Raw genomic sequence first — 20,959 nt, 5'->3', positions numbered from 1 at the left:
ATGAGGTTGGGATGTGAGAGAGGTCGGCGCGTGGAAGTTATCTGGGGATCTCGACGAGCGCGCTTGGGATCATGATCTTCTGTTTGCCGCTCGTGGTGTTGACGGTGCGTCGCTGGCCCATGCCGTTGAGCAGGTAGTGCGGGTGCTTGGCGCGTGCGGCTTTGAGCGCGGGGCTCTCGAGGCCGGGCATCTTGACGGGGTCGTGGTCGTTCGGGCCGAAGATGCCGATGGTGACCTGCGAGCCGTTGGGACCGTGGTAGAAGAAGGCCTGATCGCCGTCGCGCCGGAGCTTGGCGGCGGCTTCTTCGGCGAGCTTGCGGCACTCTGCGAGTTCTTCTTTGCTGGGTGTGCCGAGATCGGCCCTTGTGTAGAAGGCGATGGCGAGGGTGTACCGGGCCTGGTCTTCGGGGAGGGACTGGCGGACGGAGCGAAGATCGAAGGGTGAGGTGATGGGGAGTTCGTCGTTGTCCGGGGGCGCGAGCGTGGCGTTCTGGTAGGGGGTTTCGGCTCCGACTTTCATGGCGCGGATTCGTCGGAGGTCGGCTTGAGCCAGTGCGTCGGTGGCTCCGGCGTAGCGGCCGTAGCAGACACGCCAGGCGTTCTCCTCGATCTGCATGAGATAGGCATCGGGGAGCATGCCGACGTTCTGGACTTTCCAGAGGGCCATCTCGGCGGTCTGCTTCGCTTCGGGTCCGCTGACGGAGACGATGACGATGCGCCAGTATGAATCGCCGCTGCCGGTTCGGGTGGTCTTTGCGGCTTCAGGAAAGAGCGAGCGTCCTTCTTCGGCGAGCGAGCCGGGCTTGGGGGCCTGCTTGGGCGCAGGATTGGCTGGGGCCTTCTCCTGGGTCGGGGCGTTGCGCTTGCCGCGTTCCCTGGGTTCGGGTTGAGCCAAGACCTGCAAAGCCATACACATACATAACACGACGCCGACCATGAACCTACCAACCTGGAGGGGTGTGCGGCTTTCGGCAGCGATTGCGCGAGAGGAAATGTGTGTGTCCCGAGTGAGAAAAACATCGGTGGTCCGTCGGTGAGTTATCACTTGCAAACCTCGTTCTTTCATCGGGTTAGGCGACTTGAGCATAAGCCGCCAGAATCTCAAGGGTTTGTTGCCGGGGCGTCGATCTCTTGGGTGTAGGGAAAGCATGTCTCGGCGAGCGTCAAGCCGGGGCATGTGGGGCGTGCCGCGTGGTGGCGGTACGAGTCGTTTGGTCGTTCGGGTTCACCCCGAGTTGGCCATGGAGTGTATGGACATGATGAACATCTCATCAGTGAGTGGGTCTTCTGGCGTCGGCTCGGTCGGAAGGGCCGAGCCGCGTGAGATAGCCCCGGAGCGTCCTGCGGCTGCGCCCGTGCAGCGCGGCGAGGACCAGTTGGAACTCTCGGAGGCGTCGCGTCTTCTTGCGCGTCTTCGTGGGCTGCCGGAGATCCGGCAGGACCTGGTGGATCAGGTTCGTGCGCAGATCGAGGCGGGAACGTATGAGACGGACGAGAAGCTTGATGTTGCGATCGAGGCGATGCTCGACGACGTCGAGAGCGGTTTGTAAGCGGCGTGTGTCCTCCGGAGCGGCCTTGGAAGTGTGTGCCGCGTTCCGGATCAACGTCATGGATTGAGAGAGGGATAGAAACCGACGGCCGGCGAGCCGGAGAGCAAGGTACGGAGCGTTGGAGCATGTGAGCGATCACCCGGGCGTGTGCTGACCTGAGAGACCAGCCGCGATGAGGAGCCCCGCGAGGGGCAGGAGAGATCCCGGCGTTTCAGCGAGAGAGGTGCCGGAGCGAGAGGTTCGGAGAGAGAGTCGCCACTCGAGCAAGCCACGGCGAGCGGAAGCCCGCCACACAGTCCTCGGTTCTTCTTCCCAAGAACGCCCGCCGGGTTTGTCCCCGGCGGGGTTCGTTTTTGGGGTGCGTTGTTGTGTGTTGCGCGGCTGGAGGAGGGGGAGTGTGGGCCGAGTTCTCGGACGGGTCTCCTCCCAGTCCCACCTTTGGGAGTCGTGCGGGGGTGTTCGGGCTTGACGGGTGGGTTGGGTGTGCCGATCCGAGAACACGAGTTGAGTGGTCGGAGGCGGGTAGCCCCGACGCCGCACGGACGCAGAGCGTCAGATCGGGTGGCAGGTCCATGGATAAGTCCAGCGTCATCGGCAGTATTCTGGGCGTGCTCTGCTGTGGGCTGGTGGGCTACATGGCCTCGCACGGCAACTGGGGGATGTTCTACTCCGAGAAGGGCCTGATCATGGTCTTCGGGGGGACGATCTCGGTCATCTTTATGGCTTTGCCGATGGACCGGATCAAGCAGATCCCCGGGTATGTGAAGCGGTTTTTGTTTCACAAGTCGATGCCGATGTCGGAGCTTGTGATGCTGATCTCTCGTCTTTCGGAGCGTGCGCGTCGGGATGGGATTCTCGCGCTCGAGTCCGAGATGGCGAACGTGAAGGACCCCTTCATGGCGCAGGGGCTGAAGATGGCGATCGACGGGGTGGACCCGGGCAATATCGAGCAGCTGCTGCGGATGGAGATTGTGGCAATGCAGGATCGCCACAAGGCGGGCAAGAAGTTCTTTGATCTGATCAAGCTGTACGCGCCGGGATACGGGCTTGTGGCGACGCTGATCGGTCAGGTCGGCATGTTCGGCGGCCTTGCGAGCGCGGACATCGGGCAGCTTGGTTACATGCTGGCGGTGGCCGTCGTTGCGACGATGTACGGGACGATCCTTGCGAACGCGGTGGCGGGGCCGATGGGGGACAAGCTGTCGCTGCGTTCGAGCGAGGAGATCCTCAATCGCGAGATGATGCTGCAATCGATCCTGTCGATCCAGGCGGGGGACAATCCGCGCGTGACGCAGTCGAAGGTGCTGGCGTTCATCCCAGCGGCAGCACGGAGCAAGCTGAACATCGCGGCGTGATGACGCGCCGGGAGACGGGATCGCACGATGTCCGACCATGAGAAAGACAAGCACGGGCACGAGGGCGGGGGCTCCCACGGGGGTGGCTCGCACGGCGGGGGCGGGCACGGCCATGGTCCGGGCGGGGGCGGCCACGAAGAGGGGCACGAGGGTGCGCCGGAGTGGCTGATCTCGTTCGCGGACATGGTCATGCTGATCATGGGTTTCTTCGTGATTCTGCTGGCGATGAACATGGGTCCGAAGGCGACAGCGGTGCAGGGGGGCGAACCGAGCGAGAAGGACAATCACGAGGAGATGATGCAGGCGCGGCACGCGGACTTTGTGATCAGCGTGCGGGAGGGGTTCAACAACAAGATCGATCCGTTCGGGAGCGATCCGAGCGAGGCGTGGCTGCGGAAGCGGATCCGAGACAGGTTCGAGGGCTCGACGAATCAGCCGGGTCCGCATGGAGACCACCCGAATCTCCAGGCGATCCGGCCGACGGATTACAACCGCGTGACGGCGCGGGTCCCCTTTGATGACGGCTCGGCGACGATCTCGGTCGATGCGAGGGAGGTGATCGCATCTGCGGCGGTTGGCCTGCGTGACCATCGCTGGATCGTTGATGTGCGCGGGCATGTCTCGCCCTTCGAGGCGATGAGGAACACGCGTGCGGCGCGGCAGCTGGCGTTCGACCGGGCGTACGCGGTGGCGCAGGTGCTGGTTGAGAACGGCGTTTCGTGGGACAACATCCGCGTCTCGTCGCTGGGCGAGACGGACCGCGTCGTGCCGAAGACCTTTGATCGAGAGAAGGACAGGGCGAATCAGCGGGTCGAGATCGTGCAGACCGATGAGCCCCTGCCCGAGAGTCCTCACGCGCGTGCGAGCGACGACAGGTAAGAGCGCATCAGAGTCGGGCGCGGTCTGCTGCGGGCTTTGAGCGGTTCACTCCGACGTTGAGTGGCGGTGCGAGACGGGTCTTGCCCGATGCTCGAGCGCGCCGACGATGACGAAGAGGATTGCGGGGGACGTGAAGATCAGGAACCACGGACCGCCGGGGATGTTGCCTCGCGTGATGAGTGCGAGGGCGTAGAACGCGCCGAGCGCGGCGAGTGCGAAGAGGCCGCCGGACAGCGATCGGTGCCAGGCGAAGAGCATGCCGCCCATCACGCCGAAGGGGAAGAGGGCGAGCGCGGCCCATTCCAGGGGCTTTGGGTTTCCGAGCTCGCCGAGGATGAAGAGGGCGAGTGTTCCGATGCTGGCGAGTGAGGCGAGGCGTGCGGCCCATCGGAGGATGGGGAGGGCGATGGGGCGTCGGGCGAGAGTCTCGGGACGCACGGCGATGGCGTTCATGGGTTGCTCCGGTGGCAGAGAACGGGGTGGGGCGCAGGGCTCGCTCAGATCATGATACCGCTTCACTGGAGTGTTGTTAGGAATCGCTAACACACGGTTTCGTGACTGTTACCCGGGTGGATGGTGGTGCGATTGATCTTCCGGTTTGATGGAACGTGTGCTATGTTCAGGACGTGGATGGGGTGGTGTGTGGCGGGGAGGGCTCGGTGCGGCGTGTCCGTGAGCGAGTGACGCCCGGAGGGGCGCGGAGAGAGCGATGAAGCGTGCGATGGTGTTTGCGGCGATGGCCGCGTGCGTGGCGGTTCCGGCGTCCGGCCAGACTGACCTGTTCATCAGCGAGTACAAGTTCAACGACGCGCAGATGAGCGCGGTCGGGACGGATGGGACGAACGCGCGGACGCTGTTCTCGATTCCGGCTTCGTTCTGGCTGCCGATCGGGCTGGACTACGACGTGGGGACGGGGCGGTTGCTGTGGATGGACTCGGCGGGGTCGAGCAAGATCGTGGGTGCGAACGTGAACGGCACGGGGCTTTCGACGGTGGTTGGGGTGCCGGGGTTCGCGCGGACAATCTCGCGCGATGCGACGGGCCGGATCTATTTCGCGACGGACCAGACCGTCCGGCGCGTGAATGCGGATGGGAGCGGGATGGTGACGATCTTCACGGGGAACCAGCCGGGGTATCCGGCGGGGGATCCGTTTGTGGATGCGACCAACGGGCACGTGTATGTCGGGTACTACGGCGAGATCCTGCGGATGGATCTGAACGGCGGGAACTTCAAGTCGCTCTTCACGGGCGGGAGCACGGTGCGGTCGATCGGGCTGGACGTCGCCAATCGTCACCTGTATTGGCTGGACTCGAACACCAACAGCGACTTCCTGGCGCGGATCGATCTTGACGGGTCGGGCTTCACGATCATTGATGATGCGTCGCCGACGTTCGGGCAGTCGAGCGGGTTCATCGTGCTGCTTGTCGATGCGCCGAACAACTCGCTGTATTACGCGGACGATCTGGCGGACGTTGTCTTCCGCTCGGATCTTGACGGGTCGAACAGGTCGGTGATCTTCTCGTCGGTCGACGACCGCTCGCCCTCGGGGCTTGCGCTCAGCACGGGCGCGCCGGTGCAGGCGTTGAGCGACTGCAACGGGAACGGGATCGCGGACGACATCGACATCGCGAACGGTGAGCCGGATTGCGACAACAACGGTGTGCCGGATGCGTGTCAGGCGGTCGATCCGTGCGCGGCGCGGGTGGTGCTGCTGGATCAGGGGTCGAACGCGGCGAGTTCGACGGGGAGATCGCTCGGTGTGCCGGGGAGCGCGTGGGAGGTGTTCCAGCCGTTTGATGTGCCGCCGGGAGGGTGGAGGATCGGGCGGATCGAGATGGATGGCTTTACGTCTGTGAACGGGAGCGGGTTTGGGGCGCGAGTCCTGATCCACCCTGACAACGGAACGGGGACGCGTGCGGATGAGTCGATTGTGATGGGGCAAGTGGATGGCATGAACTTCCTCTTCAACACGAACCTGGAGAACTGGGTCGGTGCGCCGCTGCGAGCGAATCTGGAGCAGGGGCGGTACTGGGTGCGCGTGGTTGCGAACGAGCCGAGCGTGTACTGGGGGGCGATCAATCTCGGGTTCTCGGGGCTTCCGTCGATCTCACGCGGCGCATCCGGCACGTTCACGGCGCCCGGATCGCCGATCGCGCTGCGTCTGATTGAGGGTGTGGTGTGCGCCTCGGACTATGACGGGAATGGAGAGGTCGATATTCTCGATTTCCTCGATTTCATGGACGACTTCGGGGCGTGCAACGGACAGCCGTCGCCGTGCGGCTCGTTCGGCGAGCCCGATCTGAACGGGGACACGATCGTTGACATTGTGGACTTTCTGGATTTCATCGACGCGTTCGGCAGCGGGTGCTGAGCGCGGTACGCTGGTGGGATGAGACAACACTTCGTCCCGGTGGCGTGCGCGTCGGTCGTGTGTGCGTTGGTTTCGGTGGTCGGCGCGGCTCAGCAGAGAGAGCAGGCTGGTGTGACGCCCGAGACGGGCGGGTCGGTCCTGCGCATCGACGGCGCCATCACGCGCTGGGACGAGGGGCTGCCGATCGGGAACGGGCTGGTCGGCGCGCTGGTGTGGGGCGAGGGGCGGACGATCCGCATCTCGCTGGATCGCGCGGACCTGTGGGACACGAGATTGCCGGAGGTGTTCGCGTCGCCGGAGTGGACATACGCGAACATGATCGCGCTGAAGGAGGCGAAGAACCACACGCGGCACCAGGAGCTGTTCGATGTGCCGTATGACACGATCCCCTATCCGACGAAGCTGCCGGCGGGGCGGGTGGAGATCACGCTGCCGGAAGGTGTGAGCATCGGTGGCTTCTGGCTGACGCTTGACGACGGGGTCGCGACGGTTCGCATGATCGACTCTCGCGACCATTCGGAAACAACTCTGGACATCCTGCCCGCACGGGTCGGGTCTTGCCTGTTAGTCAACACGCTGCCAGCCGGGTCAACGTACGCGCTCCGAAGCCCCGAGGGCACGAAGTTGCTCGGGTATCCCGATGCGGTGCATGAGTCACAAGAGTTTCGTCGATGGTTCACTCAATCGACGCTTGGAGCGCTCCAATACACCGTGTTCGTAACGCCCTTGCTGGTGGGTCTGAACTCCAAGCCATCGGATGTGGATTATCCGCTCGCGATTGGCGTCGCCGCCCACGACAGCGTGATGAACGGCCACTTCGCAGGATCGTCGGAGGTCACTCAATCACAGCTGTCACAGCCGAACATGAGGGCGATGCTGGCTCTTCACCGCACGCGCAAGTTCCCGAAGCCGCGGGTCGCGATCCCGGACGCACGCCTTCAGTTGCACTACGACCTCTGCACGCACTTGTACATCGCCGGATCTCTCGGAGACCAGCCGCCGATGCCGCTGCAGGGCGTGTGGACGGCGGATGAGGGCGGGTTGCCTCCGTGGAAGGGGGATTACCACAATGACCTGAACACGCAGATGACGTACCTGGCGTACCACGCCGCGGGGCTGATCTATCAAGGATGGAGCTGGATCAACTTCAATATCGAGTTGCTTCCTGAGTATCAGAGTTTCGCGCGGTCGTTCTACGCCCTGCCGTCGCGGGACGATCGGTATGCCGATGTGCGCCACGAGCCGGCGCTGATTCCGGGTGTGATGACGATCAAGGGGCAGCCGATGGGCGGGTGGGGGCAGCACTCGCTCAGCCCGACGCACTCGGCGTGGATCGCGCAGTCGTTCTACTTGGACTGGAAGTACTCGGGAGACGAGACGCGGATGTTGAATCTGGCGTACCCATTCTGTGCGGCGATCGGGAACGGGCTTCTCGGGTTGATGTCGAAGGACGTACACGGGCACCTGAAGCTGCCTCTTTCGAGCAGCCCGGAGATCCACGACAACTCGTACCAGGCGTGGCTCGTCCCGAACTCGAACTACGACCTTTCGCTGATGCGCTGGCTCTTTGCGGCCCTGAAGGAGATGGCGGAGGTTGCGGGTGAGGCGGAGGTGGCGGCGAAGTGGGGTGATGCGCTCGGGGCGATGGAGCCCCTGCACATCGATGAGAAGACGGGATTGATGTTCGATGCGCGAGAGACGTACTCGCAGAGCCATCGGCACTTCAGCCACGCGATGGCGATCCACCCGCTCGGGACACTTTCGATCGAGGGGAGCGATGCCGATCGCGCGGCGATCAATGCCACGCTCGATCAGTTGAAGGCGATGGGGACGGACTGGTGGACGGGGTACTCGTTCTCGTGGGCGGCGTGCATGTTCGCGCGAGCGGGGCGCGCCGAGGAGGCGCTGGACTATCTGACGAAGTACCTGGCGTTCACGGGTCCCAACGGGTTTCACCTGAACGGCGATCAGACGAAGAGCGGGCTGTCGAATTTCACGTATCGGCCGTTCACACTGGAGGGGAACTTCCTCGCGATGGAGGCGATCCACCAGATGCTGCTGCAGTCGCACGGCGTGGTGGGTGTGCCCGGCTCGGAGATCGTCAGGATCTTCCCTGCGGTGAGTGAGACGTGGGGGGATGTGTCGTTCGATGGGCTGAGGGCCGAGGGAGGGTGGATTGTCTCGGCGAGGCGGAACGGGGGGAGTACGACGCGTGTTGAGGTTGTCGCGCCGAGCGGGTCCGCTGATCGCGCGACGCGTCCCGAGGAGATGGGACCTGGAGCGCGGGCGAGAACGCTGCGGCTGCGCGATCCGTTCGCGGGTCGTGAGGCGCACTGGTCGCGCGAGGTGGTGCGTGAGGGGGGGCGTGAAGGGGGCGAGATCGTGGTCGAGCTTCGTCCGGGCGAGTTTCTCGTCGGGGAGGCGCGTTGAGCGGGCGTGCCCGCGTGAGGTGCCGCGCGTTGGGGCGATGGGCGTTCTAGTATCGGCTCGCGATCATGTGAGTGAACCGGTATCGAGGAGCGACATGGGTCAGAAGGTGTTTCCAACGGTGTTCCACTTCACGCACTGGAAGGCGGGCTCGCAGTGGGTCCGGAGCGTGTTCGAGGACGCGTGCCCGGGGCGTCTGGTGGAGACGTTGCCGAAGAACGCGCACGTGCTGGAGCGTCCGTTGCAGCAGGGCGCGATCTATTCGCCGGTCTACATGAAGCGTCAGGTCTTCGAGACGTGCGAGGCGTCGAGGTCGGCGCCTCAGGTTCGTGTGGTTGTGATCCGGGATCTGCGCGATGCGCTGGTGTCGTGGTATTACAGCATGAAGGTCTCGCACCAGGACATTCCGGGGACGCGGATCGCGCAGATCCGCGAGGAGCTGCGGGCGAAGTCGATGGAGGATGGGCTGCTGTACCTGATCGCGGGCGACAGGGAGTTTGCGGGGTTGCAGGGGCACTCGTCGATCCAGCTCTCTTGGCTGGGCGCGTGCGATCTGATGGTTCGGTACGAGGAGTTGCTCGAGGACGAGATGGGTCAGTTCGATCGTCTGCTGCGGTGCTGCGGGATCGAGGTCGAGACCGAGCGATTGAAGCAGATCGTGAGCGACAGGAGCTTTCAGTCGGTGTCGGGGAGGCAGCGCGGCGAGGAGGACGTGAGCGCGCACCACCGCAAGGGCGTGCGCGGCGACTGGCGGAACCACTTCACGCCGCGGGTCGAGCGGGCGTTCAAGGAGAAGTTCGCCGACGTGCTTGTGAAGACGGGGTACGAGCGCGACGACCTTTGGTGAGCGTGTGTGCCGGGGTGAGGCGTTACTGGCGCGGGCCGGCGAGTCCTCTGGCGTGGACGAGTTCGGCCGTGAATCCGGTGATCGGGTAGTGGCGCATGAGGGCCTCGCCGAGGTGATCTGCCTGCGCGAGGACGAAGTGGCACGGTGCAGTGACGCGCCAGCCCACGAACCTCAGGGCGCGTGCGAGGTGTTCTTGTGTGGTGCAGATGCGGACCTCGCCCCGGTTGATGCCGAGGGGGAGGACCTTGAACTGCCACGCCTGCCTGCGCGAGATGAGATCAAGCGAGTTGCTCTCGACCTGTGTGCCGCGTGGATCGACGGATTCTGCGAGCATCGCGTACTGCATGGCCCAGGCCTGTTCAACGGCTTCCGGGGGCACGCCGAAGAGCGTTTCGGCGAGTTCGCCGAAGGGGCGTTTGTGCGTGGCCTGGAAGTTCAGGATCTCATCGCGTTGTGATTCGGTCAGCACGCCCTGACGCACGAGCAAGTCCCCGAGACGCATCGCCATGGTGAGGCCTCCGTGTCGCGATCGCGGGGTGTGGGACCCGCGAGGCGAGAGAAGCCATCGGCCTCGGCGTGTCGGTGCTTGGTTGCTTGATGCGTGATTGAGGGTTCGGCGGTGGGCGAGCGACGGCTGGCCGATCTCGGTCGGTCGCGTGCATCGCACGCGGCGGACGCTCTGTGCCGGTGCTCATCGAGACGGCGCGTGAGAATCCGCTTGACAATCGGCGGGGCGTATTGCAAGGGGGCGAGCGGATCGGGGTGAGAAGGGTCAGGCGGGGGCGGGCTCGATGGTGACCTTGAGTCGGCGCGAGCGGAACTGCTCTTCGAGCAGTTCGGCGCGTTCTTTATGGGTCACGCAGACGAGGGCGATGCCGCGTTTATGGGCGGTCATGGTGACCTGGACGGCCTGCTGGACGGTGAGGCGTGCGATCTCGGTGACCGAGAACACAACGTCCTCAACGGTGTTGACGTCGTCGTTATGGAGCAGCACGCGATAGGGCGGGAGGTGATCCAGGCGCGGGGGTGCGGTCTCCGGGCGGTCCTGGACCGCGGCCTGTCCCTGCGGAGCCGTGTCGGATGCGGGTGTTGACTCGATCTGATCGGGCATCCTCATCCCTCCTTCGCGAACGTGTGTGCTCACCATTCTACAAGTCGAGCCAAGGATACAAAGTCGAACAGGGCAGAATGATGGCACATACCCAAACATGCTCCGTTCACAAGCGCAAGTCACTGACAATTCATGCTCTGCGAGCACTGATTGGGGTGAACACCTCCCGGACATCTTGGGCAGATTGAGGTTTCTTGAAGAACTCTTGTTGTATCCGAGGCGTATGGAAGAGTGGCATACGGAACGACCGGAAAGGAAGCCAGGTTCAACGCAACTGAACGCGGGATTCCGATTCGGTGCAGCATCTCTCTCTCCTCCAGCGACCCGAGACGGCCCTTCCGAGGGCCGTCGGGTCGTTTTGGGACCTGTCGGTGGGTCACTTCCCGACGCAGAAGCGTGAGAAGATGAGACCGAGGACATCATCGGGGCTGAGGCGTCCGGTGATGGATCCGAGGGCGTCGAGTGCGAGGCGGAGCTGTGTGGCGATGGCCGCGTCGTCGCGGGCGGAGGTCATTGCGATCACGGATTCGAGGCGGTGGTGTGCTTCTGCGAGGGCGAGGGCGTGGCGTGCGAGCAGGATGCGTGTGCCGCCTGCGGAGGATGCGCGCGCGGAGGTGGCGATGGTCTCTGAGATGACTCGGGCGAGTTCGGCGAGGTTCCATCCATCGAGGGCGCAGACGTGGATGATGCTGTGGCCGGTGGCATCGGCACGGGGCGAGGGTCTGTCGGCCTTTGTGCGGACGCGAAGCAGGGGCGAGCTGGTTTCGGGGGATAGGCCGGGCGCAACATCGAACGCACCATCGGGATCGCACCAGAGGACGACATCGGCGGCGGCGATCGTTTCGCGGGCGCGGCGCTGCATGTCGGCGGCGATGGGGTCTGCGATGTCGGGGTCGTGGGTGTCGAGTCCGGCTGTGTCGGCGAGTTCGATCTCGGGAGAGCCGGGAGCGAGAGATGAGAGATCGGCGCGTTCGATGAGGATGTCGCGAGTCGTGCCCGCGTGCTCGGAGACGACGGAGCGCTTTCGCCCGAGCAGTGCGTTCATCAGTGTGCTCTTGCCGGCGTTGGGCCTGCCGGTGAGGACGACGAGTGGGATGTGGCGTGCGGCGGCGAGGGAGCGACGGCCGCCGGTGTTCTCTTCGATCTCGCGCGCGAGTTGCGCGGCGCGATCGCGCAGGTCCGGGGTCGAGATGGCGACGACATCCTCCTGATCGGTGAAGTCGATGCCCGCTTCGACCAGGGCGAGCAGCGTGGCTGTCTCGTTCGCCCATGATCTCCAGCGCGGGGCATCTTCGGCACGCAGGGCGCGGGCGGAGCATTCGAGCTCGGCCTCGCTCGATGCGGCGATGGAGGCGTTGACACCCTCGGCGGCTTCGATCGTCATCTTGCCGTTGAGGAACGCCCGGGCGGAGAACTCGCCGGGCTCGGCGTGGCGGACGACGGCATCGGGCGGGAGCGTGTCTGCGCGTGTGATGAGACTTGTCAGGACGCGATCGACGAGGGCGGGGTTGCCGGGGAGGAGGATCTCGAGCGTGTCTTCACCGGTGTAGGTGCGCGGGGCGGGGGCGTGGATGACGCGCACCGGGAGACGCAACGGGATCGGGTTGCGTGCAAAGGGGGCTTCGAGGTTCCAGAGCGAGAGCGTGGCGTGGCGTGCGGCGGCTCCCTCTTGTTGGAAGTGATCGATGCCCAGACGCTCGCTCGCGATCCGGCGGGTTGCCGGCCCGCTGAGGCGGATGAGCGCGAGGGGAGAGCGTCCCGGTGCGGAAGCGAGCGCGATGATGGTGTCGCCGAGGATCATTCGGCGTTCTCCGCGTGCTGCTCAGCGCCTGGGCGGACGCTGCGGGCCACGTGCGCCGGGGTTGAATCCCTGCGAGCCCTTTGCGCCCTTGGACTGTTGCTGGGCCTGCTTCTGCTCGGCGAGCATCTGGAGGCGTTGCATGAAGCCGGGCCCCTTCTTCTGCTTGCGGTACTTCTCGGGGTTGAGCAGGTCGTGCTTCTTGACGTGCTCGCGGATCCAGTGGTTCTCGACGATGGCGAGGACGGAGTTGGTCAGGAAGTAGACGAGAAGGCCCGACGGGGCGTTGTACATGAAGACGGGGAGCATGACGACGGACATGACCTTGATGATCTTCTGCTGCTGTTCCTGCTCGGGGGTCATGGTGCCGGTGGTGGGCGGGGTGAGGTACTTCTGGTGGACCCAGAAGACGGCTCCCCAGGCGAGCGGGAGGACATTCAGGCCGGTGATCGGTCCCATGAAGTCGGAGAGGAACCAGATGTGGATGCCCTTGCCGGCGAACCAGATCGCGTGGTCGGGCTCGGCGAGGTCGGCCATGAAAGCCCAGCCGCCGCCGGTGAGCGACTGGAAGATGCCGTAGAAGGCGGGTTGCTGGCGGAGTTCGAAGGCGTAGTAGAGCGTTGCGTAGAGTGCGATCCAGATCGGGGTCTGCATGAGCATGGGGAGGCAGCCGAGCATGCCGGCGGGGTTGATCCCCTCTTCGCGCCAGAGCTTGCCGGTCTCCTGCTGGAGTTTCTGCTTGTCGTTGGCGTATCGCTCCTGGAGCTTCTTCTGCTTGGGGGCGATGTCCTGCATCTGCTTGGCGAAGCGTTGCATGCGCACCTGTGACCAGCGGTTCACGGGGTGGAGCACGGTGCGGACGATGATGACGAGGATGATGATGGCGACCGCCCAGTCGGCGGTGGCGCGGTGGACGATCTCGAGCAGCCAGACCAGTGCGTCGGTCAGCACGGGGAATGTGCAGAAGGCGCACGGGCCGCCGGCGTTGTAGACGACGATCTCCTGGACTCCGGCGGCGGCGGCGCGGGGATCTGCGGTGATGGCGTCCTTTTCCATGGGTCCGGCGTAGATGCCCATGCTGAAGTCGGCGGTCGAACCGGGCGCGACGGCGACGGGCTTGCTGTCGAGTTTGACGCCGATGACAGGGGCGTAGACGGGTTGGCCCTTCTCTTCGATGTATCGGTGCAGGACGACGCGATCGATGCGATCGACCCATGAGAATGAGGCGGGGTTCGGGGCATCGCCGACGAGGCCGTGCGTGACGACGCTGAAGTAGCGGTTCGACATGCCCGCCCAGGCGAGGGTGAACTCGGCGTCGAGGGAGACGGGGTTCGGCCAGACGGTGGCGACATCGGGGAAGAGCCCGGTGGCCTTGTCGGCCTTTCCGAGGACCTTGGGGCGGAACCAGAGGAAGGCGTTGGCGAAGACGATGCGCTGCGACGGGTCGGACTGGGCCTTGAGGAGGTATCCGAAGCGCAGGCGGCGCATGTCGCGGGCCTTTGAGACCTTTGTGGAGCCGCCCGCGCTGTCGTTCTCCAGATCGACGGGGCCGTACTGGAACCAGCGGATGTTGAGCTCGCGATCGGTGAGGTTCTCGACTGTCTGGGCGAGTTCGATCTCGTAGGAGTCGGAGGTGAGTCGGAATGAGCGGACGATGCGGAGGACGGCCTCGCCGGAGGCGTTCTCGACGATCGCCTCGAATGTGCCGCTCGGCGCACCGGGGACAGGGCTCCAGACCGACGCGCTGAGGAGGTTGACGATCACGCCCTCGACCTGAACGCCGAGCGCGGAGAAGGGTGTGAGCGCGTAGGCACCCTCGCGATGGGTGCGCTGGACCTCGACGTTCGCTTCGTTCTTGATGGTCGTGAAGTAGCGTCCGAGTTTGAGGGAGCCGACGCCAACCCCGAGGGGATCGATCGTGAGGGCCTGGCGGATCGGGGCCTGGGCGTCGAGGAGGCCGAGCGTCTGCGGTTCCATCGCACCTGTGTTTCGGGCGCGGAGTCCTTCGAGTGCGGCGGGGCGTCCGGAGGGTGGGGCATCCGGCGCGGGGGCGGCGACCACTTGTTCCGGCGCGGGGCTCTGGCTCGGCTCTGGTGTCGGCGCGGGGCGTTCGGCGGGCGCGGCGGCACGCGGCTCGGGCTGTTGCGGCGTTGTGGGAGACGGCGTGGGCTTGTTCGAGGAGGAGAGAAAGAACGCCCACGAGACGCCGCCCACGACCAGAACGATCAGGAGTGTGAGCAGAAACCGAACTTTGGGATTCCCACGCTGCGCCATCGATGCTCCGCGATTGTGGGCGGCGCTGAGCCGCAGATTGCCTGGATCTTGTTGTGCGTCACGAGGCCCCGCTTGGGGTGCTCCGGCGCAGGGACAACGATAGACGGTTGTTTCGTGTGTCGCGGTCTTTCAGGAATCTTCGGGCTGAGGATGGCGTGCGTCGGCTGTTGGAGCATCACGCGCGTGCGGCCCGTGAATGGAGAGTGCCATGAGTGTGGGGAGTTTGAGACGCCTGAACACCCTCCTACCGGCGGGAACCGGCTCCGATCGTGCGTGTATCACCTTTACCTGCCCGTGTCGGGTTCAAGAACCCGCGCCGGCGTGCTTTCCGGAGTATCCTCTCGCATGATCCGTTCCATCACACCCGTTCTGGTTCTTGCTGTTGCGACCTCGGTCGTTCCTGTTGCGGCGACGGCCCAGCCCTCCGAGGGCATCGTCCGTGAAGGGGCGGGAGCGCGGCGTGCGTCTCTTGACGCCATGGAACTCAAGCCCTTCCCGGCCGACCTCTGGGGCGGTGTTGGTGCGTGGGCCAACGGCGCACCCCTGACAAGCGCGGACACGAGCGGCAAGCCCGTCATCATCGTGACGTGGTCGAACTGGTACGACGCCTCGCTGCGGGCCCTGACGGCGGCCCAGCGCGTGGCGGATCAGTACGCCTCGGATGGGCTGATCGTGGTGGGTCTGCACGACGACGAGGAGTGGGACGAGGCGGAGGGCGTGGCAAAGTCCAGGGGGATCACGTTCCGTATCGCCCACGACACCGGCAACAAGATGCGTGCGGGGCTCAGCGTCGATCAGGATCCGGATATCTATGTGATCGATCGGGCGGGACAGCTGCGGTTTGCGGACGTTGATTCATCTTCGCTGGAGCAAGCCGCGAAGATCGTCGCGAAGGAGACGATGGAGCAGGCGGGGAAGATCAATCAGACGCTTGCGGAGAAGGCGGAGGAGGAGCGGATCCGCGCGAACCGGACGGCGGCGATCAACCAGCAGGCGGATCTGGTCAACATTCCGGAGCTTCCATTCCCTGATCCGTCGCCCGAGGCGTACGTCAACGCACGGTGGCCGAAGCTGCCGACGGACTCCGGGCGTCAGGAGCAGCCGGGGTTCTTCGTGCTGCCGAGTTACGGTTGGTATCCGCCCAAGCCGCCCGCGACGAAGGGTCGCGCGGTGGTGGCGTATTTCTGGAATCCGGATGTTCCTTCGACCTCGCGCATGGTGAAGGAGATGGATCTTTTGCAGCGCGAGCGCGGGCGTGACATCGCGGTCGCGGGGATTGTTGTGCCGCGTGAGACGTTGTCGGGCGGTTCCAGTTCATTCTCTGACGAGACGAAGCGTGCGTTGGAGTTGGAGCTGCTCGGGAAGCGGACGAAGGAGTTCGCGGATTCCAGTCGCCTTGCGCATCCGGTCATGTTCGACCCGACGGGCGCGGTGATGTCCAGCGTGTCGGGTCGGTTCACGGCGACCCAGTCTCCGACGTACGCCGTGGTGGCTTCGTCGGACGGGATGGTCCGGTGGTACGGCGACTCGAAGAGCCCCTCTTTCAAGGCGGCTGTCGATGCGGTGATCGAGAACGATCCCGGCGTGAAGGCGCGTCGGGCCGCCGAGCAGGCGTGGCTGAAGGCGCGTGGCAAGTAAGCCGGGCTCAGGATTGAACCGAGAAGACGCCTCGGCGCAGAGCGCCGGGGCGTTTGTCGCTCCGCCGGCTCAACCTCTCCTGACAGCGCCGCACTTTCACGTGGTGCTGCGAGAGCCGGAGATCCCGAACAACACGGGGAACATCGGGCGGACGTGCGTGGCGACCGGGTGCAGGTTGCATCTGGTGAGGCCGCTCGGGTTTGAGTTGACGGAGAAGGCGTGTCGGCGAGCGGGGCTGGACTATTGGCCTCGGCTGGACTGGGTCGAGCACGCGGAGTGGGCGAGTTACGAGCGGTCGATGGATCCGGGGCGGACGTTCTTTCTGTCGACGAAAGCCGCACGATCGGTGTTTGATGTTGAGTTGCGTCGGGGCGACCACCTGGTGTTCGGGCGTGAGACGAGCGGGCTGCCTCGCGAGCTGCTGGAGGCATACCCGGAACGCGTGGTCTCGCTCCCGCTGGTTGAGGCGGAGCGTTCGCTGAACCTGGCGACGGCGGTGTGTGCCGTGGTGTATGAGGGGATCAGGCAGTTGCGGGCACGGGGTGAGTGCCGCGTGACGCCCGAGGGGCGGCTGAGGCCTGAATAAGCCCTCGTGCGGCTCACGGGGAGATCGAACCTAAAGTCATGCACATGGCAAAGCGGTCACGAAAGATGTCGCCGGGCGCGAAGCAGGGAAGCCGCAAGAGTGGTCCATCGGCGTCGCGCGGTCGGTCGGGCAAGAGCGGTCCTCATCGCGGGCCGGCGTCGAAGGATCGCGAGCGCCGAGAGGATGTATCGAAGGGCAAGCCCGGGGGCAGGATCCGGACGATCAGGGGTCTTGGTACAAAGCCGGAGGACCGCGCCGCGGCGCGTGATCTCAAGCCCGGCAAGGGCGTGATCAAGCTGTCGGAGAAGAACAAGCCCAAGAAGAGCGTGAAGGCCGGCGCGCCGAAGGCGCCCGCTTCTGAGGTGGTCACCGTCGGGTTTGTGTCGCTCGGGTGTCCGAAGAATCTCGTCGATTCGGAGAAGATGCTCGGCCTGCTCGCTCTGGATGGGATCATCCCGGTCGCGACGGGCGGACAGGCGGAACGGTGGGACGACTCGGCCCACACCGAGGGCGGGACCATCCACGAAGACCAGCACTCGCACCCTCACGATAACGAGCATGGAGATCTTGATGCCGCGCCGACCGGCACGCGGGCCGAGGGGTGCGCGTCATATGGCGGCGCGAGCACGCTTCCGGATGCGGATGCCATCGTGGTGAACACGTGCGGGTTCCTGGAGGCGAGCAAAGAGGAATCGCTCACTGTCATCCGCGATGCCGTGAAGGCCAAGCAGGAGGGGCGTGTGAAGCGGGTCGTCGTCGCCGGGTGTCTGGTGCAGCGGCACCGCGCGAAGATGCTGGAGTGGGAGCCGGGAATCGACGCGATGATCGGCGTCTTCGATCGCGACAAGATCGTCGAGGCCGTTCGTGGCAAGGCGCCAGAGCGCAAGGGCTTGAAAGAGTCGAGCGACGGACCGGCGTACTGGATCTCCGGCAACGCCCTCGTCGCGGCTCGCGAACGGGGCATGAAGACCGCGGGACTGACGGTCAACGGCAAGGACGGGACGGGTGTCGGGTACTTTGAGGATGATGCGACGCGACTTCGCCTTACGCCCCGGCACTACGCGTATCTCCGCATCAGCGAGGGGTGCAACCAGGCGTGCGCGTTCTGCACGATCCCGTCGATCCGGGGCAAGATGCGCTCCAAGCCGATCGATCGCATCGCGGCGGAGACCGCGGAACTGCTGAACGACGGCGCGTTCGAGTTGAACCTGATCGGACAGGACACGACGAGCTACGGCGACGACATCGGGCTGGGGTTGGATGCGGAGATCACGATCGAGGGGACTCCTGTCGGGGGTGGGCTGGCGGCGCTTCTGCGGGTGATCGATGACGTCGCCGAGGAGACGCTCGGGCCGGTGAAGAACGGCTCGCCCAACGCGTGGATCCGGCTGATGTACGCGTATCCCTCGAACTTCAGCGATCCGATCATCGAGGCGATCGCGGAGTTGGTCGCAAAGGGGCGGATGCTGCCGTACATCGACATGCCTCTGCAGCACGCGAGCGACAACATGCTCACCAGCATGCGCCGCAACGTGAGCGCGGCGCACCAGCGCGAACTCATCCATAAGCTGCGCGAGCGGATCCCGGGCATGGCGATCCGGACGACATTCATCAGCGGCTTCCCGGGCGAGACGGAGCGCGACCACGAGGAGTTGTTGGCATTCGTCCGCGACATGAGGTTCGATGCTGTCGGCGTCTTTGAGTACTCGCGCGAGCCGGGCACTCCTGCCGGGACGATGGATGAGGATCCGAAGCTCGCCGTCGATGCCGCGACGAAGACGCGCCGCAAGGGCGAGGTGATGGCGGCGCAGCAGGAGGTTGCGTTTGCGAAGGCCTCGGCGATCGCGGGTGAGTTCGATGAGTCGCGCCCGGGCCAGACCGGCCGGCGCGTGGATGTGCTGATTGATGGTGCGACGCAGAGCGCGGGGATCAAGACCAGCGGCGTCGGTGCCGGCGGGCGGCTGTATCAGGGGCGCACGTATTTCCAGGCCCCGCAGATTGACGCCATCACTTACGTCCAGTCGCGCGAGCGCCTGAGCCCCGGCGAACTGGTCCGCTGCGCAATCGTCGCCGCGGATGGCTACGACCTGATCGCGCGGCCTGTGGCTGAGCTTGAGAAGCGGACGTCGCTGAAGATTTTGTAAGCGGCGGTTGTCGGCAGTTGCGTGCTCGCGGATGTTCGGTGCGTGCTTCTGTCGGAGCGGCACGCCGAGGTCACACGCCGCGCACGTCGGTGCGGAGGGCTGTTGAATCTCTCTCGGCGACGAGCAGGGCGTCTTGTGCGATCGATGCGGGGATAAGGGCTGTCTGTCCGTGCGCGAGGGGGACACCGTGGAAGCGTCCTTCGCGGGAGCGGATCGAGCCGCGGCCGTTGAGGAGCATGAGGACCTGCGGGCGCGGTTGTGCGTCCTTGATGGCCAGGTCGAAGGGTGTGCCGGGTGCGATGCGCACCTCGTCGATATCGAAGTATCCGGTGGCGACGTGGCGGGCGATGCGATCTCCCTCGGCGATGCGGGTCGCATCTCGGGCCGGCTCGAACTGGATGCAGGCGAGTGATGCGTCCACGTGGAGCTCGCGCCCCTTGCGGCCGTATTCCTTGGCCCAGTCGTAGACGCGGAAGGTGGTGTCGCTGGGGGTCTGGACCTCGGCGACGAGGACACCCGCGCCGAGCGCGTGGACGGTGCCGCTCGGGAGGTTGTGGCACTCGCCGGGGATCGCCGGGACGCTTTCGAGGAGCGAGACGACGCTCTCGCCCTCGCCTTGCGAGAGGGCCTCGCGGAACTGGGCGGGGGTGACGCCCTGGCGCACGCCCTTGAAGATCACGCTGCCCGGCTCGGCGTCGAGGACGTACCAGCACTCGGTCTTGAGGTGTGCCTCGGGGTGGGTGCGGCAGTAGGCGGGGCTCGGATGGACCTGGACGGAGAGGTGCTCACGCGCGTCGAGGTATTTGACGAGCAAGGGGAAGGCGTTGTGCGGGGCGGGCTTGCACGCGCCGAAGAGGGCATCCTCCCACGCGGCGCAGGCGTGCGAGATGGTCTTGCCGGCGAGGGGGCCGTTGATGATGACGGATCGGGCGGCTCCGCCCCCGCCTCCTGAAGCCGAGGTGGCTCCGAGGTCGGCCAGTTCCCAGCTCTCGCCGGTGAGCGTGTCGGGCGGGATGTTTTTGCCGAGCCCTTCGAGCCGACGGCCGCCCCAGACCTTCTCCTTGAAGATCGGCTCAAAGACGAGCGGGTAGGGCGCGATCGGCTCGGTCGTGTCTTGGGTCATTCGATGGGTGTATCGGCATTCGGCGGCATGGGTTCGCGATTGTCAGGGCGTGTCGACGAGTTTCGCATCGCCGAGCGAGAGCCCGGAGAGTTTCGCCTCGAAGGCGATTCGATCTCCGACGATGCCCTGCACGTCGCTGATGAAGCGGCGCATGCTCCACTTCACGTCGCGGCAGAGGATGTGCAGCGTGTCGCCGGGCGAGACCGAGCTGCGGAAGACGCAATCGTCGATGCGCATGAAGGCCGAGAGGACGGGGGTCGGTCGGCGCACGTTGTAGGCGTAGCAGGCCAGTTGGGCCGCGGTCTCGACCATGAGCACGCCGGGGAACATGGCCTTCTCGGGGAAGTGGCCGGGAACCCAGAACTCGTCGTCGCGGACGTGCTTGACGCCGATGCAGCGCTTCTTGTCGTCGCTGACCCAGACGAGCGCATCCAGGAGCATCATGATGCCCCTGTGCGGGAGGTATCGGCCGAGGCCTGTGCGGTCGAGCGCGCAGGCGTTCAGGTCGATCCCTGAGAGATCGAAGAGGAGTTTGCTCGACACGTCGGCGGTGCCCGGTGAGGAGTCCACCGGGGGTGCCTCAGGACCCTGATCCCGCATCACGGATCTCCAGGATCTTCTGGCGGACATCCTGAGCGGCTTCCTTGATTTGCTGCATCGTCTGGCGGGCGCGGGTGCCGGCCGCCTTGTTGCCGCCTTCGGCCTTGGCGATGTCGTCCTCGGCCTCGATGATCAGCTTCTTCAGACGTTCAAATGCTTCCAACGTTCACCTCGCTTCATGCCCGAACCCGGGTGGGACGGAACTACCTATTCTCGCAGTGGATTCGGTCGGAGCAAGTGGGCACCGACCACAAAT

18 protein-coding genes are annotated in these 20,959 nt (G+C 65.1%); 9 read left to right on the top strand and 9 right to left on the bottom strand.

What is annotated here, in order from left to right; all coding sequences use genetic code 11:
- Positions 1-37: 37 nt before the first annotated feature.
- Positions 38-910, bottom strand: coding sequence for a hypothetical protein (locus tag KF838_11895; GenBank protein ID QYK47479.1), 873 nt, complete (start codon positions 908-910; stop codon positions 38-40).
- 346 nt (positions 911-1,256) lie between these two features.
- Here KF838_11895 and KF838_11890 point away from each other — a divergent pair, with 346 nt between their 5' ends.
- From KF838_11890 to KF838_11880, 3 genes are all read left to right on the top strand, one after another.
- Positions 1,257-1,550 carry a flagellar biosynthesis anti-sigma factor FlgM gene (locus tag KF838_11890; protein ID QYK47478.1) on the top strand — a complete coding sequence of 98 codons (294 nt, stop codon included), beginning with the start codon at positions 1,257-1,259 and terminating at the stop codon, positions 1,548-1,550.
- 572 nt (positions 1,551-2,122) lie between these two features.
- Positions 2,123-2,905, top strand: coding sequence for a MotA/TolQ/ExbB proton channel family protein (locus KF838_11885; protein QYK47477.1), 783 nt, complete (start codon positions 2,123-2,125; stop codon positions 2,903-2,905).
- Positions 2,906-2,932: 27 nt separating this feature from the next.
- On the top strand, positions 2,933-3,784 hold the full coding sequence (locus tag KF838_11880) for an OmpA family protein (GenBank protein QYK47476.1): 852 nt from the start codon (positions 2,933-2,935) through the stop codon (positions 3,782-3,784).
- A gap of 45 nt (positions 3,785-3,829) precedes the next feature.
- Here KF838_11880 and KF838_11875 read toward each other — a convergent pair whose 3' ends face one another.
- The gene (locus KF838_11875) at positions 3,830-4,237 is read right to left on the bottom strand and encodes a hypothetical protein (protein QYK47475.1); all 408 of its coding nucleotides are present in this window, start codon (positions 4,235-4,237) and stop codon (positions 3,830-3,832) included.
- Between the two features lie 256 nt (positions 4,238-4,493).
- Between KF838_11875 and KF838_11870 the strand changes: the two genes are divergently transcribed.
- The 3 genes from KF838_11870 (at position 4,494) to KF838_11860 (ending at position 9,429) form a co-directional block, all read left to right on the top strand.
- Positions 4,494-6,155: a hypothetical protein gene (locus KF838_11870; GenBank protein ID QYK47474.1), complete on the top strand. Its 1,662-nt coding sequence runs from the start codon at positions 4,494-4,496 to the stop codon at positions 6,153-6,155.
- Between the two features lie 18 nt (positions 6,156-6,173).
- The gene (locus KF838_11865) at positions 6,174-8,585 is read left to right on the top strand and encodes a glycoside hydrolase N-terminal domain-containing protein (protein ID QYK47473.1); all 2,412 of its coding nucleotides are present in this window, start codon (positions 6,174-6,176) and stop codon (positions 8,583-8,585) included.
- 94 nt (positions 8,586-8,679) lie between these two features.
- The gene (locus KF838_11860) at positions 8,680-9,429 is read left to right on the top strand and encodes a sulfotransferase domain-containing protein (GenBank protein QYK47472.1); all 750 of its coding nucleotides are present in this window, start codon (positions 8,680-8,682) and stop codon (positions 9,427-9,429) included.
- Between the two features lie 22 nt (positions 9,430-9,451).
- Here KF838_11860 and KF838_11855 read toward each other — a convergent pair whose 3' ends face one another.
- From KF838_11855 to yidC, 4 genes are all read right to left on the bottom strand, one after another.
- Positions 9,452-9,937 (bottom strand): hypothetical protein, encoded by a 486-nt coding sequence (locus KF838_11855; protein ID QYK47471.1) that lies wholly within the window; start codon positions 9,935-9,937, stop codon positions 9,452-9,454.
- Between the two features lie 264 nt (positions 9,938-10,201).
- The gene (locus tag KF838_11850; GenBank protein QYK47470.1) at positions 10,202-10,540 is read right to left on the bottom strand and encodes an ATP-dependent Clp protease adaptor ClpS; all 339 of its coding nucleotides are present in this window, start codon (positions 10,538-10,540) and stop codon (positions 10,202-10,204) included.
- Positions 10,541-10,916: 376 nt separating this feature from the next.
- Positions 10,917-12,341: a 50S ribosome-binding GTPase gene (locus KF838_11845; protein ID QYK47469.1), complete on the bottom strand. Its 1,425-nt coding sequence runs from the start codon at positions 12,339-12,341 to the stop codon at positions 10,917-10,919.
- Positions 12,342-12,362: 21 nt separating this feature from the next.
- Complete coding sequence (gene yidC, locus KF838_11840; GenBank protein ID QYK47468.1) at positions 12,363-14,612, bottom strand: membrane protein insertase YidC; 2,250 nt, start codon at positions 14,610-14,612, stop codon at positions 12,363-12,365.
- A 345-nt stretch (positions 14,613-14,957) separates the two neighbouring features.
- Between yidC and KF838_11835 the strand changes: the two genes are divergently transcribed.
- The 3 genes from KF838_11835 to rimO all read left to right on the top strand — a co-directional run bounded on the left by KF838_11835 (position 14,958) and on the right by rimO (position 18,980).
- Positions 14,958-16,250 (top strand): TlpA family protein disulfide reductase, encoded by a 1,293-nt coding sequence (locus KF838_11835; protein ID QYK47467.1) that lies wholly within the window; start codon positions 14,958-14,960, stop codon positions 16,248-16,250.
- A 100-nt stretch (positions 16,251-16,350) separates the two neighbouring features.
- Entirely contained in the window at positions 16,351-16,836 is a 486-nt protein-coding gene (locus tag KF838_11830; GenBank protein ID QYK47466.1) for a tRNA (cytidine(34)-2'-O)-methyltransferase, read from the top strand.
- Positions 16,837-16,880: 44 nt separating this feature from the next.
- Complete coding sequence (gene rimO, locus KF838_11825; GenBank protein ID QYK47465.1) at positions 16,881-18,980, top strand: 30S ribosomal protein S12 methylthiotransferase RimO; 2,100 nt, start codon at positions 16,881-16,883, stop codon at positions 18,978-18,980.
- A 70-nt stretch (positions 18,981-19,050) separates the two neighbouring features.
- Here the strand turns inward: rimO and KF838_11820 are convergent, their stop codons facing one another.
- From KF838_11820 to KF838_11810, 3 genes are read right to left on the bottom strand one after another with little or no spacing between them, the layout of a single operon-like run.
- The gene (locus KF838_11820; protein ID QYK47464.1) at positions 19,051-20,103 is read right to left on the bottom strand and encodes a class I mannose-6-phosphate isomerase; all 1,053 of its coding nucleotides are present in this window, start codon (positions 20,101-20,103) and stop codon (positions 19,051-19,053) included.
- Between the two features lie 42 nt (positions 20,104-20,145).
- Positions 20,146-20,703: a hypothetical protein gene (locus KF838_11815; GenBank protein ID QYK47463.1), complete on the bottom strand. Its 558-nt coding sequence runs from the start codon at positions 20,701-20,703 to the stop codon at positions 20,146-20,148.
- Positions 20,684-20,866, bottom strand: coding sequence for a hypothetical protein (locus tag KF838_11810; protein ID QYK47462.1), 183 nt, complete (start codon positions 20,864-20,866; stop codon positions 20,684-20,686). The genes KF838_11815 and KF838_11810 overlap by 20 nt, the downstream gene beginning before the upstream one ends.
- Between the last annotated feature and the right edge of the window lie 93 nt (positions 20,867-20,959).

The sequence above is a fragment of the Phycisphaeraceae bacterium genome, assembly GCA_019454185.1.
GTDB lineage: Bacteria > Planctomycetota > Phycisphaerae > Phycisphaerales > UBA1924 > JAHBWV01.
The sequence above is the reverse complement of the archived record's forward strand: the minus strand, read 5'-3'. Positions and strand labels throughout refer to the sequence as shown.